This window comes from Salmonella sp. K21076 (assembly GCF_039650795.1).
GTDB lineage: Bacteria > Pseudomonadota > Gammaproteobacteria > Enterobacterales > Enterobacteriaceae > Salmonella > Salmonella enterica.
In genome coordinates this window covers 85,283-100,213 of record NZ_JBCLYA010000008.1, presented here as the reverse complement: position 1 = coordinate 100,213, position 14,931 = coordinate 85,283, and the positions used below count along the sequence as shown (strand labels likewise).

Here is a 14,931-nt window from a genome sequence, read left to right as displayed (position 1 = left end):
TTGTCTCCTTAGTTGGCGTCAAAACGGAAGACATCTTCACAAGCCTGTTGTAACGCGCTGTCGCTTTGAATATTGCAGTTACGCGTCCAGCCGGTAATGCCGTTAGCATTGTCCCAGGCGGGCGTCATGATGACGCTAAGCCCGCTCAGACTCTCCTGACCGGTAAGCGTGATGACGCCTTTTTCCACGCTCATGCCCGAAACATAACGGGTGATGACGGGCGAGGGGATACCGTTGACGCCCGCATCGCATGTGCTCGTCCCACCATGTTCCAGAGCGCAGAGTTCGACGGCAGTACGGTAGGGGACAAATGTTTGCAACATATCCGTCAGCGCCGCTTTACGCAGATAGTTCTGGTAAGCCGGAATGCCAATGGCGCTTAAAATGGCGATGATGCCAATAACGACCATCAGTTCGATAAGCGTGAAACCGCGTTGTTTTTCCATTGTTCGCTCCTTGAGTTAGCCGGCGCTACTGTGGCAAACAAGGGAAGAGCGGGCGAGCGGCAAAAGGTAAAACGGGAAGGCGGATTCTGAAGATTTTCGCTGCGTTACATGACACGGCAACGTTATTGCGAGGCGCTACGAATATTTTACCGAATCACGACGCGGATCTACGGACAGGTGATTTATAGACCCGACGGCGCAGCGCCATCGGGCGGAGAGGATCAGCAAAAACGCATGGAGAGATCGAGCGCGCGCACGTGCTTGGTCAGCGCGCCAACGGAGATGAAATCCACCCCGGTTTCAGCAAATTCGCGTAAGGTTTCCGCGGTGACGTTGCCGGATACTTCCAGCCGCGCCTGGCCGTTGACGTGTTTCACCGCCTCGCGCATCTGGTCGGTGTTGAAATTATCCAGCATGATGATATCCGCGCCTGCTTTCAGCGCATCGTCCAGTTCATCCAGATTTTCGACCTCGACTTCTACCGGCACGTCCGGATGTAGCCAGAACGCTTTTTCCACCGCCTGACGAACCGAACCGGAGGCGATGATATGGTTTTCTTTAATCAGGAACGCGTCAGTGAGACCCAGACGATGATTGGCGCCGCCGCCGCATAAAACCGCATATTTGAGCGCGGTGCGCAGACCCGGCAGCGTTTTACGCGTGTCGAGCAACTGGGTTTGGGTGCCAGCCAATAGTCCAACGTAGCGGCGTACTTCACTGGCGACGCCGGAAAGGGTCTGGACAAAGTTTAGCGCCGTGCGCTCGCCGGTCAGCAATACGCGAGCGGGGCCGTTCAGTTCAAACACTGTTTGGTTGGCGTGAATGGCGTCGCCGTCATCGACATGCCAGGTGAGGCGCACATCATCGCCCGCCAGTTGGATGAAGACCTCTTCAACCCAGCGCTTGCCGCAGAAAACGCCGTCTTCACGAGTGATCACTGTGGCATGGGCTTGCGTATCTGCCGGCAAAAGTTGCGCGGTGATATCGTTGCCAGCATCGACTTCTCCACCTAAATCTTCACGCAGCGCCTGAGCAACGGCGGCAGGGATATCGAGATTAATGCGTTCCAGTAGCGCGTCACGTCGGTCGTCTGGGTTATAACGGCGAGGCGGCATGATAAAACTCCAAATTGCTAACGAATCATAAGGTAGAAACATGCTACTCTGAAGCAGCTATAAGCACCACTCAAAAGGAGACTCCGCATGTTGCCAGATAAGGGTTGGTTGGTAGAGGCGCGACGCGTCCCTTCTCCGCATTATGATTGCCGTCCGGATGACGAAAAACCGTCCTTGCTGGTGGTGCATAATATTAGCCTGCCCCCCGGCGAGTTTGGCGGTCCGTGGATCGATGCATTATTCACCGGAACGATAGATCCAGACGCCCATCCTTTTTTTGCAGAAATCGCTCATCTTCGTGTTTCGGCCCATTGTCTGATTCGTCGCGACGGTGAAATCGTCCAGTATGTGCCTTTTGATAAGCGTGCGTGGCATGCGGGCGTATCAAACTATCAGGGGCGGGAACGTTGTAATGATTTCTCCATTGGTATTGAGCTGGAGGGGACGGATACGCTGGCTTATACCGATGCGCAGTATCAGCAGCTAGCCGCCGTGACGCGCACGCTTATCGCTTGCTATCCGGCGATCGCCGACAATATGACCGGACACTGCAACATTGCGCCTGACCGCAAAACGGACCCTGGCCCTGCCTTTGACTGGCCGCGCTTTCGCGCTTTGGTAGCCCTCTCGTCGCACAAGGAGATGACATGACGCTGTTTACGACATTACTGGTGCTGATTGTCGAGCGCCTGTTTAAGCTGGGCGAGCACTGGCAGCTCGATCATCGGCTGGAGGCGCTATTCCGTCGGATTACGCATTTTTCGATGTTGCGCACGATGGGAATGACGGCGATCGCGATGGTGGTGACTTTTCTACTGCTCCAGGCGTTAAAAGGGCTGCTATTTAACGTGCCGACGCTGGTGGTGTGGATTCTCCTGGGCGTGCTGTGTATCGGCGCGGGCAAAGTGCGAGTACATTATCACGCCTGGCTGAAAGCGGCGTCCCGTAACGATCCGCATCCTTGCGAGGCGATGGCCAGCGAGCTTACGCTGATTCACGGCGTGCCGCCGGATTGTAATGAGCGTGAGTTTTTGCGTGAGCTGCAAAACGCGTTGTTATGGATAAATTTCCGTTTTTACCTCGCACCGCTATTTTGGTTTATCGTTGGCGGTCCGTGGGGGCCGGTAACGCTGGTGGGCTATGCGTTTTTACGGGCCTGGCAGACCTGGCTGGCGCGCTATCAGACGCCGCACCAACGTTTGCAATCCGGCATTGACGCTATTCTTCATGTACTGGACTGGATTCCGGTACGTCTGGCGGGCGTAGTGTATGCATTACTGGGGCATGGCGAGAAAGCGTTGCCGGCCTGGTTTGCCTCGCTGGCGGATCTGCATACTTCGCAATATCAGGTGCTCACACGTCTGGCGCAGTTCTCACTGGTGCGCGAACCGCATACTGACAAAGTAGAAACCCCCAAAGCGGCGGTATCGATGGCGAAGAAGGCCTCGTTTGTGGTGGTGGTGATTATTGCGTTGCTCACCATTTATGGGGCATTAGTGTAATGTTGTGCCGATAGCGCTAACGCTTATGCTGCCTACAATGGAAAAATCTGTAGGCCCGGTAAGCGCTAGCGCCACCGGGCAGTGCAACGGCTTAGATCGTATCGGCTGGCGGCACGCCAAAATCAGGCATCCCGTTTTCGTCCCAGCGCACCCGTTTCAGACGCGTATGGCGGTTGGGATCGTACAACGGATCGCCTTCAATTTCGGTGTAATTTCTCGCGTGGTACACCAGTACATCTTCACCTTCCGACGTTTGCGTAAAGCTGTTGTGTCCCGGCCCATACTGGCGATTTTCATAGCTGGTGGTAAAGACCGGGCGCGGTGATTTATGCCAGTTGGCCGGATCGCGCGGATCGTCGTTTACGTTAATCCACAGTAACCCCATACAGTAGTTTTCATCGGTGGCGCTGGCCGAATAGCTGATAAACAGCTTGTCGCCATGCACCACGACGGCCGGACCTTCGTTAACCCAAAAACCCCGACATTCCCAGTCGTACTCTGGCTTACTGAGTCTTACCGGCTCGCCTTTAAGGGTCCACGGATTTTCCAGTTCAGCCAGATAAATATTTGAGTTACCGGCAATATCCGGCGCTTTTTGCGCCCACAGATACCACTGTTTTCCCTGATGATAAAAAGTGGTGGCATCGAGGGAGAAGGTATCAAACGGCGTTTTAATTTGACCCTTCTCCGTCCACTTGCCGGTGAGTGGGTCGGCATCGGCGCACTCCAGGGCAAACATGCGGTGCTGGAACATTCCCAGTTTATCAAGCGCTTGAGTATGGGTAGCGGCAAAATAGATGTACCACTTACCGTTGATGCGGTGCATTTCCGGTGCCCAGATGAGCTGGCTCATCGGGCCGCTTTCCGGTTTGCGCCAGACGACAACGGGGTCGGCGGCGCGCAACCCTTCCAGCGAATCAGCCCGGCGGATTTCCAGCCTGTCATATTCCGGTACGGAGGCAATAAAGTAGTAATCGCTGCCGTCGCGTAAAATAAACGGATCGGCACGTTGTTCAATAAACGGGTTTGGCCAGTTTGCCATCAGGCTTTCCTTACGCTTTCAGCGGCTTTGAGCTCCTGCAACTCACTCAATTCGCGGTAATTAGTGCGACGTTTTTCCAAATCGTCCTGGATTTTTTTCATCAGTTCACGGTCAACTTTCAGCAGACGTACCACGCCTGCGGTAATCAGATAGCCAACGCCAAGGATAACGGTAAACAACAGCATAATACCGTTCATCGCCGAGGCGCTTTGCGCTTTGGCGCTGGCGTCATAACCGTACCAGGAGAGCAAAAAGCCGACCATCGCCCCGGCAATCGCCAGGCCCAGTTTCAGGAAGAACAGATTACCGGAGAAGCTAATACCGGTAATGCGTTTGCCGGTTTTCCATTCGCCGTAATCATCGACGTCCGCCATCAGCGACCAGTGTAACGGGGAAGGGATCTGATGCAGAATATTGAGCAAGAAGTAGAGCGCCACTATCATCACGGTGGCTTTCGGGTCAAAGAAATAGAACGCGCAGGAGAAAATCGCCAGCGCGATATTGGTCCAGAAAAATACCTTCAATTTACACCAGCGATCGGTTAAGACTTTTGCCAGCATACTGCCGATCATCATACCGACCACGCCAAGACTAATAAAAAGCGTAGCGAAATGGGTGCTTTGTCCCATCACCCAGGTGACGTAATACATGGTCGCCGCCATACGGATAAACCCCGGGCAGACGTTACATAAGGTCAATAGCAGAATGCGTACCCATTGATCGTTTTTCCACACATCTTTGAAATCATTCTTCATATCATCGTGCGTCGGAACGGCAGGGCGAACGCGTTCGCGGACGCTGGCAAAGCAGAACAGAAACATACCCATGCCGATAATCGCCAGCACGGTCATCGCCAACTGATAGCCTTTGGCTTTGTCGCCGTCGCCAAACCAGTCCACCATCGGCAATAGCGTTAACGATAGCAACAGCGTCGCGATGCCGACTAACACGAAGCGATAAGCCTGACAGGCTACGCGCTCTTTTGGATCGTTAGTGATCACGCCGCCCAGTGAGCAATAGGGAATATTGATGGCGGTATAGGTCACGGAAAGCAGAAAATAGGTGACGAAGGCATAGATAACTTTGCTGTTATAGCCCCAGTCCGGCGTCGTGAACATCAGAACGCTGAACAGCGCGTAGGGAAATGCAATCCACAGTAGCCAGGGGCGGAAACGACCATATTTACTTTGGGTACGATCGGCAAGCGCGCCCATCACCGGATCGGTAACGGCATCGATAACGCGTACTGAAAGGAGTAAAACACCGACTAACGCTGGGGCAAGACCAAAAATATCCGTATAAAAGTAATTAACAAACAGCATGATAGCGCCAAAAATAATGTTATATCCGGCGTCACCCATGCCATACCCGATTTTCTCTCTTACCGAAAGTCTGCCCTTATCCATTGAGACTTCTCCCCATCAGATGATGGCGGTAATTATTCGCCTGCGAGCTTTTTTTTGCGTAGCAGGATCACGCCGCTGATATGGATAAAATGGTTATACGTGGGAAACTGTGAGGCAGATAACACCCTCCCCGGACGGGGAGGGCGGAAAAGTAACGCCACGATCAGTGGGCTTTCACCGTTTTTGCCGTTTTTTCTTTACACAGGTAGCCGACGCCCAGGATGAGCAGCCATACCGGAATCAGCCACACGGAGATCGCCATACCTGGCGTCATCAGCATAATGATCAATACCGCCGCCATAAACAGCAGGCAGAGAACGTTGCCGAACGGATAAAACAGGGCCGGGAAGCGGGTTTTCACGCCCTGCTGCTGTTTCGCGCGACGGAACATCATATGGGCAAGGCTAATCATCGCCCAGTTAATGACCAGCGCGGAGACCACCAGCGCCATCAGCAGTCCGAATGCGGACTCTGGGGCCAGGTAGTTGAGCAGCACGCACAACGCCGTCACGACGGCGGAAACCAAAATGGAGCTCACCGGCACGCCGCGTTTGTCGACGTTCAGCAGCGCTTTCGGCGCATTTCCCTGCTGGGCCAGACCGAACAGCATACGGCTGTTGCAGTAAACGCAGCTGTTATAAACCGATAGCGCGGCGGTGAGAACCACGATATTCAGCGCATTGGCGACAAACGTATCGCCCAGCTCATGGAAGATAAGGACAAACGGGCTGGTATCGGCGGTGACGCGAGTCCATGGCAGCAGCGAAAGCAGAACCGCCAGCGAGCCGATATAAAAAATCAGGATGCGATAGATAACCTGATTGGTAGCTTTGGGGATGCTCTGTTCCGGGTTATCGGCTTCAGCGGCGGTGATCCCTACCAGCTCCAGTCCGCCGAACGAAAACATAATAATGGCCATCATCATCACCAGCCCGGTCCAGCCATGCGGCAGAAAGCCGCCCTGTTCCCACAGGTTGCGCACGGTGGCCTGCGGACCAGCGGTATCGCTGAAGAGTAACCACGCGCCGAACAGAATCATAGCGATGACGGCGATCACTTTAATAATGGCGAACCAAAACTCCATCTCACCGAACACTTTAACGTTGGTCAGGTTGATGGCGTTGATAATCACAAAGAAGGCTGCCGCAGAAGCCCAGGTGGGGATCTCCGGATACCAGAACTGGATATATTTACCCACTGCGGTCAGTTCCGCCATGGCAACTAATACGTACAGCACCCAGTAGTTCCAGCCGGAAGCGAATCCGGCAAAGCCGCCCCAGTATTTATAGGCGAAGTGGCTAAAAGAGCCGGCGACCGGTTCTTCAACCACCATCTCTCCCAGCTGGCGCATAATCAGAAAGGCAATAAAGCCTGCAATCGCATAGCCCAGGATAATTCCTGGCCCCGCCGACTGAATAACGGAGGCGCTTCCCAGGAACAAGCCTGTCCCTATCGCGCCGCCCAATGCGATAAGCTGAATATGGCGGTTTTTCAGGCCGCGCTTGAGCTGCTCGCCGTGCTGCTGACTGTCCATCATAAAACCTCGTGTATCGGGCGCGGTTTATTCATAACGCGCTTATTTTGAACGATGCAGTAGTGCGTGTGTAAGTTTGCAATTCCGCTTTTTGTATTGATTTATTTACAAGCTCGTTTTTTAAAATGTCACTTCAACTCTTTCGTCTTGATCAGAATAATGGTATGTGGCCGCGAATGCACCTGCTTTGTGCAGGGGTGATGACGAGTTGCGTAAAAAGAAAGCACTTGTAAATACCTCCTTTTATTTTCCCTTCTAAAGGTTAATTTGTTTTTATTCATTATTTATGCATAAAAATGCATTTGATCTGCTGTTGAATCGGTTCAGATGAGATTTTTTATCGTTTCAAATACGTTAAATCTACCTCCTGGTGGGTAAATTTAACATTTGTGCACAGTTACAGTTTTGAAACGTGATTTCTGTAAAATTGTTAAAATGTGCCTCCTTTACTGATTTCAATCAAAACCTGTATGGACAGAAGGTGAATACTTTGTTACTTTAGCGTCACAGACATGAAATTGGTAAGACCAATTGACTCCGGGCAAATGGCTTAAGACAGGAAATCATGGCCTACAGCAAAATCCGCCAACCAAAACTCTCCGATGTGATCGAGCAGCAGCTGGAGTTTTTAATCCTTGAGGGAACATTGCGTCCCGGAGAAAAACTCCCACCGGAACGTGAACTGGCAAAACAGTTCGACGTCTCCCGTCCCTCCTTGCGCGAGGCGATTCAACGTCTCGAAGCGAAGGGATTGTTGCTTCGTCGCCAGGGCGGCGGAACCTTCGTGCAGAGCAGCCTGTGGCAGAGCTTTAGCGACCCGCTGGTGGAACTGCTCTCCGATCACCCTGAATCCCAGTTTGACCTGCTCGAAACGCGCCATGCGCTGGAAGGCATTGCGGCTTATTACGCGGCGCTGCGCAGCACCGACGAAGATAAAGACCGTATTCGCGAGCTGCACCACGCTATTGAGCTGGCGCAAGAGTCCGGCGATCTGGATGCCGAGTCCGAAGCCGTGCTCCAGTATCAAATCGCCGTCACCGAAGCGGCGCACAACGTGGTATTGCTTCATCTGCTAAGGTGTATGGAGCCGATGCTGGCGCAAAACGTGCGGCAGAACTTCGAATTGCTGTATGCGCGTCGGGAGATGCTGCCGCTGGTGAGCACGCATCGCACCCGTATATTTGAAGCCATTATGGCCGGAAAACCAGAAGAAGCGCGTGAAGCGTCACACCGACATCTGGCGTTTATCGAAGAGATTATGCTGGACAGAAGCCGTGAGGAGAGCCGTCGTGAACGCGCTTTACGCCGCCTGGAACAGCGCAAGAATTAGTTTTTTCTGGCAGAACGTTAACCAGAAGATGTTGTGAATAACGCGCAAAAATGTGCGCGGCAACTAAACGCAGAACCTGTCTTATTAAGCTTTCTGACGAAAGTTTAATGGGACAGGTTCCAGATAACTCAACGTATTAGATAGATAAGGAATACCCCCATGTCAGAACGTTTCCAAAATGACGTGGATCCGATCGAAACTCGCGACTGGCTACAGGCGATCGAATCGGTTATCCGTGAAGAAGGTGTTGAGCGCGCTCAGTATCTGATTGACCAACTGCTTTCTGAAGCTCGTAAAGGCGGCGTGAAAGTCGCGGCAGGCGCAGGGGCCAGTAATTACATCAACACTATTGCCGTTGAAGACGAACCGGAATACCCGGGTAATCTGGAGCTGGAACGTCGCATTCGTTCTGCGATCCGCTGGAACGCCATCATGACCGTGCTGCGCGCGTCTAAAAAAGACCTTGAGTTGGGCGGCCACATGGCGTCCTTCCAGTCTTCCGCCACGATCTATGATGTCTGTTTTAACCATTTCTTCCGTGCGCGCAACGAACAGGATGGCGGCGACCTGGTGTACTTCCAGGGCCACATCTCTCCGGGCATCTACGCTCGCGCGTTCTTGGAAGGTCGTCTGACCCAGGAACAGATGGATAACTTCCGTCAGGAAGTTCACGGCAATGGCCTCTCTTCCTATCCGCACCCGAAACTGATGCCGGAATTCTGGCAGTTCCCGACCGTCTCTATGGGGCTGGGCCCAATCGGTGCTATCTACCAGGCGAAATTCCTGAAATATCTGGAACACCGTGGCCTGAAAGATACCTCTAAACAGACCGTTTACGCCTTCCTCGGCGACGGCGAGATGGATGAGCCGGAATCCAAAGGCGCGATCACCATCGCCACCCGTGAAAAACTGGACAACCTGGTTTTTGTTATCAACTGTAACCTGCAGCGTCTTGACGGCCCGGTCACCGGTAACGGCAAGATTGTTAACGAACTGGAAGGCATCTTTGCAGGTGCTGGCTGGAACGTTATCAAAGTCATGTGGGGCGGTCGTTGGGATGAACTGCTGCGTAAAGACACCAGCGGTAAACTGATCCAGCTGATGAACGAAACCGTTGACGGCGACTACCAGACCTTCAAATCCAAAGACGGCGCTTACGTGCGTGAGCACTTCTTCGGTAAATATCCGGAAACCGCCGCGCTGGTGGCCGACTGGACTGACGAGCAGATTTGGGCGCTGAACCGTGGTGGTCACGATCCGAAGAAAGTCTACGCGGCACTGAAAAAAGCGCAGGAAACCAAAGGCAAAGCGACCGTAATCCTGGCCCATACCATTAAAGGTTACGGCATGGGTGACACCGCGGAAGGTAAAAACATCGCTCACCAGGTTAAGAAAATGAACATGGACGGCGTGCGTTACGTCCGCGATCGTTTCAACGTGCCGGTTGCCGATGCTGATCTCGAAAAACTGCCGTACATTACCTTCCCGGAAGGTTCTGAAGAACACAAATACCTGCATGAACGCCGTCAGGCGCTGCACGGCTACCTGCCAAGCCGTCAGCCGAACTTCACCGAGAAGTTAGAGCTGCCTCAACTTTCAGATTTCGGCGCGCTGCTGGAAGAGCAAAGTAAAGAGATTTCCACTACGATCGCTTTCGTGCGTGCCCTGAACGTGATGCTGAAGAACAAGTCGATCAAAGATCGTCTGGTTCCGATCATCGCCGACGAAGCGCGTACTTTCGGTATGGAAGGTCTGTTCCGTCAGATTGGTATCTACAGCCCGAACGGCCAGCAGTACACCCCGCAGGACCGTGAGCAGGTTGCTTACTACAAAGAAGACGAGAAAGGCCAGATTCTGCAGGAAGGTATCAACGAGCTGGGCGCAGGCGCATCCTGGCTGGCTGCGGCGACCTCTTACAGCACCAACGATCTGCCGATGATCCCGTTCTACATCTACTACTCTATGTTCGGGTTCCAGCGTATCGGCGACCTGTGCTGGCAGGCTGGCGACCAGCAGGCTCGCGGCTTCCTGATTGGCGGGACTTCCGGTCGTACTACGCTGAACGGCGAAGGTCTGCAGCACGAAGATGGTCACAGCCACATTCAGTCGCTGACTATCCCGAACTGTATCTCTTACGACCCGGCTTACGCTTATGAAGTGGCTGTCATCATGCATGATGGTCTGGAGCGTATGTACGGTGAAAAACAAGAGAACGTTTACTACTACATCACCACCCTGAACGAAAACTACCACATGCCGGCAATGCCAGCAGGTGCCGAGGAAGGTATCCGTAAAGGTATCTACAAACTCGAAACCCTCGAAGGTAGCAAAGGTAAAGTTCAGCTGCTGGGCTCCGGTTCTATCCTGCGTCACGTCCGTGAAGCGGCAGAGATCCTGGCGAAAGATTACGGCGTAGGTTCTGACGTATATAGCGTGACCTCCTTCACCGAACTGGCGCGTGATGGTCAGGATTGTGAGCGCTGGAACATGCTGCACCCGCTGGAAACCCCGCGCGTACCGTACATCGCTCAGGTGATGAACGACGCTCCGGCTGTGGCATCTACTGACTATATGAAACTGTTCGCCGAGCAGGTTCGTACTTACGTACCGGCTGACGACTATCGCGTACTGGGTACGGATGGCTTCGGTCGTTCCGACAGCCGTGAGAACCTGCGTCACCATTTCGAAGTTGATGCTTCTTATGTGGTTGTCGCAGCGCTGGGCGAACTGGCTAAACGTGGCGAAATCGACAAGAAAGTGGTAGCGGATGCGATTACCAAATTCAACATCGATGCAGATAAAGTTAACCCGCGTCTGGCGTAAGAGGTAAAAGAATAATGGCTATCGAAATCAAAGTACCGGACATCGGGACAGATGAAGTTGAAATCACCGAGATTCTGGTCAAAGTGGGCGACAAAGTTGAAGCTGAACAGTCGCTGATCACCGTAGAAGGCGACAAAGCCTCTATGGAAGTCCCGTCTCCGCAGGCTGGCGTCGTGAAAGAGATCAAAGTCTCTGTCGGCGACAAAACTGAGACCGGTGCACTTATCATGATTTTCGATTCCGCCGACGGTGCAGCTGACGCTGCGCCTGCTCAGGCAGAAGAGAAGAAAGAAGCGGCGCCGGCAGCAGCACCTGCTGCGGCAGCGGCGAAAGACGTTCACGTTCCGGATATCGGCAGTGACGAAGTTGAAGTGACTGAAGTGATGGTGAAAGTGGGCGACACCGTAGAAGCTGAACAGTCGCTGATCACCGTCGAAGGCGACAAGGCCTCTATGGAAGTTCCTGCTCCGTTTGCAGGCACCGTGAAAGAGATCAAAGTGAACACCGGTGATAAAGTGTCTACCGGCTCTCTGATTATGGTCTTCGAAGTGGCGGGTGAAGCGGGCGCAGCAGCACCAGCGAAAGCGGAAGCCGCTCCGGCTGCGGCTGCTCCAGCAGCAGCGACGGGCGTGAAAGACGTTAACGTACCGGACATCGGCGGCGACGAAGTTGAAGTCACCGAAGTGATGGTCAAAGTCGGCGATAAAGTTACCGCTGAACAGTCGCTGATCACCGTGGAAGGCGACAAAGCCTCTATGGAAGTGCCTGCGCCGTTCGCGGGCACCGTGAAAGAAATCAAAATCAGCACCGGCGATAAAGTGAAAACCGGCTCGCTGATTATGGTCTTCGAAGTGGAAGGCGCAGCGCCTGCGGCCGCTCCGGCTAAACAGGAAGCAGCGGCGCCGGCTCCGGCGGCGAAAGCTGAGAAGCCTGCTGCCCCGGCTGCCAAAGCCGAAGGCAAATCTGAGTTCGCTGAAAACGACGCTTACGTTCACGCTACCCCACTGATTCGCCGTCTGGCGCGCGAGTTTGGCGTCAACCTGGCGAAAGTGAAAGGCACTGGTCGTAAAGGCCGTATTCTGCGCGAAGACGTTCAGGCTTACGTGAAAGACGCTATCAAACGCGCGGAAGCTGCGCCGGCTGCTGCGGGCGGCGGTATCCCGGGTATGCTGCCGTGGCCGAAAGTGGACTTCAGCAAGTTTGGTGAAGTTGAAGAAGTGGAACTGGGCCGTATCCAGAAAATCTCTGGCGCGAACCTGAGCCGTAACTGGGTGATGATCCCGCACGTTACGCACTTCGACAAAACCGATATCACCGATCTGGAAGCGTTCCGTAAACAGCAGAACGCCGAAGCTGAGAAGCGCAAACTGGATGTGAAATACACGCCAGTGGTCTTCATCATGAAAGCGGTTGCCGCTGCTCTGGAACAGATGCCGCGCTTCAACAGCTCTCTATCCGAAGACGGTCAGCGTCTGACCCTGAAAAAATACATCAACATCGGCGTGGCGGTTGATACCCCGAATGGCCTGGTGGTTCCGGTCTTTAAAGACGTGAATAAGAAGAGCGTGACCGAGCTGTCTCGTGAACTGACCACCATCTCCAAAAAAGCGCGTGATGGTAAGCTGACCGCTGGCGAAATGCAGGGTGGTTGCTTCACTATCTCCAGCATCGGCGGCCTGGGAACTACCCACTTTGCGCCGATTGTCAACGCGCCGGAAGTGGCTATCCTCGGCGTTTCTAAGTCGGCGATGGAACCGGTGTGGAATGGGAAAGAGTTTGTGCCGCGTCTGATGATGCCTATCTCTCTTTCTTTCGACCACCGTGTGATCGATGGTGCTGATGGTGCGCGTTTCATTACCATTATCAACAATATGTTGTCTGACATTCGCCGTCTGGTGATGTAAGCGAAAAAGCCGGCCCGACGGCCGGCTTTTTTTTGATAATCTCATGGAGTTTGTGAGGTTATTAGCGAAAGCGATAATTCGTGATCCGTTTGTTGTTTCAAAATTGTTAACAATTTTGTAAGATACGGGCGGATAGAACGACCCGGTGGATGATGGGCGATCAAGTACCCCGGACCGCCGGATACAAATAAAGAGGTCATGATGAGTACTGAAATCAAAACTCAGGTCGTGGTACTTGGGGCGGGCCCGGCAGGCTATTCTGCCGCTTTCCGTTGCGCTGATTTAGGTCTGGAAACCGTAATTGTAGAACGCTACAACACCCTTGGCGGTGTTTGTCTGAACGTCGGCTGTATCCCTTCTAAAGCGCTGCTGCACGTAGCAAAAGTTATCGAAGAAGCCAAAGCGCTGGCTGAACACGGTATCGTCTTCGGCGAGCCGAAAACCGATATCGACAAGATTCGTACCTGGAAAGAGAAAGTGATCACGCAGCTGACCGGCGGTCTGGCTGGTATGGCCAAAGGCCGTAAAGTGAAAGTGGTCAATGGTCTGGGTAAATTCACCGGGGCTAATACCCTGGAAGTGGAAGGCGAAAATGGCAAAACCGTGATCAACTTCGATAACGCGATCATCGCGGCGGGTTCTCGTCCGATCCAATTACCGTTTATTCCGCATGAAGACCCGCGCGTATGGGATTCTACCGACGCTCTGGAACTGAAAGAAGTGCCGAAGCGTATGCTGGTCATGGGCGGCGGTATCATCGGTCTGGAAATGGGTACCGTATACCACGCGCTGGGTTCAGAGATTGACGTGGTTGAAATGTTCGACCAGGTTATCCCGGCGGCTGATAAAGACATCGTTAAAGTCTTCACCAAACGCATCAGCAAGAAATTCAACCTGATGCTGGAAACCAAAGTGACTGCCGTTGAAGCGAAAGAAGACGGTATCTACGTTTCGATGGAAGGCAAAAAAGCCCCGGCTGAAGCGCAGCGTTATGATGCGGTTCTGGTGGCGATTGGTCGTGTGCCGAACGGTAAAAACCTCGACGCGGGCAAAGCTGGCGTGGAAGTTGACGACCGTGGCTTTATCCGCGTCGACAAACAGCTGCGCACCAACGTGCCGCACATCTTCGCTATCGGCGATATCGTCGGTCAGCCGATGCTGGCGCACAAAGGCGTTCACGAAGGCCACGTTGCCGCTGAAGTTATCGCCGGGAAGAAACACTACTTCGATCCGAAAGTTATCCCGTCTATCGCGTACACCGAGCCAGAAGTGGCATGGGTTGGCCTGACCGAGAAAGAAGCGAAAGAAAAAGGCATCAGCTATGAAACCGCCACCTTCCCGTGGGCAGCTTCTGGCCGTGCTATCGCTTCTGACTGCGCAGACGGTATGACCAAACTGATTTTCGACAAAGAATCTCACCGCGTGATCGGCGGGGCGATTGTCGGTACCAACGGCGGCGAGCTGCTGGGTGAAATCGGTCTGGCGATCGAAATGGGCTGTGACGCGGAAGATATCGCGCTGACCATCCATGCTCACCCGACTCTGCATGAGTCCGTGGGCCTGGCGGCGGAAATCTTCGAAGGTAGCATTACCGACCTGCCAAACCCGAAAGCGAAGAAGAAATAATCTTCTGCGGGTGGCAATGCGCCACCCGATACAGAAAAGCGGCTTTACAGCCGCTTTTTTTATGCATGGCAAATCAGATGTGTCAAATGATGGCGAAGGATAACGAAACCGCAAAATTTATCCTTTCCGCAGCAGTACGTTTTTCAAAGCTTATGCCGTCGGTAGTGCCTTTGTCTGTCATTTTCGACCAACTAATTGTTTCA

Annotated in this window: 11 protein-coding genes; 6 read left to right on the top strand and 5 right to left on the bottom strand. The window is 53.4% G+C overall.

The features are described 5' to 3' along the window. Window positions 1–8: 8 nt before the first annotated feature. Both ppdD and nadC read right to left on the bottom strand, forming a co-directional pair. Window positions 9–446: a prepilin peptidase-dependent pilin gene (ppdD, locus tag AAYN39_RS03825; RefSeq protein WP_000414989.1), complete on the bottom strand. Its 438-nt coding sequence runs from the start codon at window positions 444–446 to the stop codon at window positions 9–11. A 221-nt stretch (window positions 447–667) separates the two neighbouring features. Beyond that, window positions 668–1,561, bottom strand: coding sequence for a carboxylating nicotinate-nucleotide diphosphorylase (nadC, locus tag AAYN39_RS03820; protein WP_001135134.1), 894 nt, complete (start codon window positions 1,559–1,561; stop codon window positions 668–670). An 87-nt stretch (window positions 1,562–1,648) separates the two neighbouring features. Between nadC and ampD the strand changes: the two genes are divergently transcribed. Beyond that, a complete protein-coding gene (gene ampD, locus AAYN39_RS03815; protein ID WP_000936326.1) occupies window positions 1,649–2,212 on the top strand; it encodes a 1,6-anhydro-N-acetylmuramyl-L-alanine amidase AmpD in 564 nt (187 codons plus the stop codon). After that, complete coding sequence (gene ampE / locus AAYN39_RS03810; RefSeq protein ID WP_000172040.1) at window positions 2,209–3,063, top strand: beta-lactamase regulator AmpE; 855 nt, start codon at window positions 2,209–2,211, stop codon at window positions 3,061–3,063. The genes ampD and ampE overlap by 4 nt, the downstream gene beginning before the upstream one ends. Before the next feature lie 91 nt (window positions 3,064–3,154). Here ampE and AAYN39_RS03805 read toward each other — a convergent pair whose 3' ends face one another. From AAYN39_RS03805 to aroP, 3 genes are all read right to left on the bottom strand, one after another. Then, window positions 3,155–4,105 carry a family 43 glycosylhydrolase gene (locus AAYN39_RS03805; RefSeq protein ID WP_000024772.1) on the bottom strand — a complete coding sequence of 317 codons (951 nt, stop codon included), beginning with the start codon at window positions 4,103–4,105 and terminating at the stop codon, window positions 3,155–3,157. Next, a complete protein-coding gene (locus tag AAYN39_RS03800) occupies window positions 4,105–5,511 on the bottom strand; it encodes an MFS transporter (protein ID WP_000357549.1) in 1,407 nt (468 codons plus the stop codon). Before AAYN39_RS03800 ends, AAYN39_RS03805 begins: the two co-directional genes overlap by 1 nt. Window positions 5,512–5,674: 163 nt before the next feature. After that, entirely contained in the window at window positions 5,675–7,048 is a 1,374-nt protein-coding gene (aroP, locus tag AAYN39_RS03795; protein WP_000969487.1) for an aromatic amino acid transporter AroP, read from the bottom strand. 562 nt (window positions 7,049–7,610) lie between these two features. Here aroP and pdhR point away from each other — a divergent pair. The 4 genes from pdhR to lpdA all read left to right on the top strand — a co-directional run bounded on the left by pdhR (window position 7,611) and on the right by lpdA (window position 14,728). Continuing rightward, entirely contained in the window at window positions 7,611–8,375 is a 765-nt protein-coding gene (gene pdhR / locus AAYN39_RS03790; RefSeq protein WP_000331771.1) for a pyruvate dehydrogenase complex transcriptional repressor PdhR, read from the top strand. 159 nt (window positions 8,376–8,534) lie between these two features. After that, window positions 8,535–11,198 (top strand): pyruvate dehydrogenase (acetyl-transferring), homodimeric type, encoded by a 2,664-nt coding sequence (aceE, locus tag AAYN39_RS03785; RefSeq protein WP_000003851.1) that lies wholly within the window; start codon window positions 8,535–8,537, stop codon window positions 11,196–11,198. 14 nt (window positions 11,199–11,212) lie between these two features. Then, complete coding sequence (gene aceF / locus AAYN39_RS03780; RefSeq protein ID WP_000963602.1) at window positions 11,213–13,102, top strand: pyruvate dehydrogenase complex dihydrolipoyllysine-residue acetyltransferase; 1,890 nt, start codon at window positions 11,213–11,215, stop codon at window positions 13,100–13,102. 201 nt (window positions 13,103–13,303) lie between these two features. Continuing rightward, window positions 13,304–14,728, top strand: a complete 1,425-nt coding sequence (lpdA, locus tag AAYN39_RS03775) for a dihydrolipoyl dehydrogenase (protein ID WP_001527420.1) — start codon at window positions 13,304–13,306, stop codon at window positions 14,726–14,728. Window positions 14,729–14,931 lie beyond the last annotated feature (203 nt).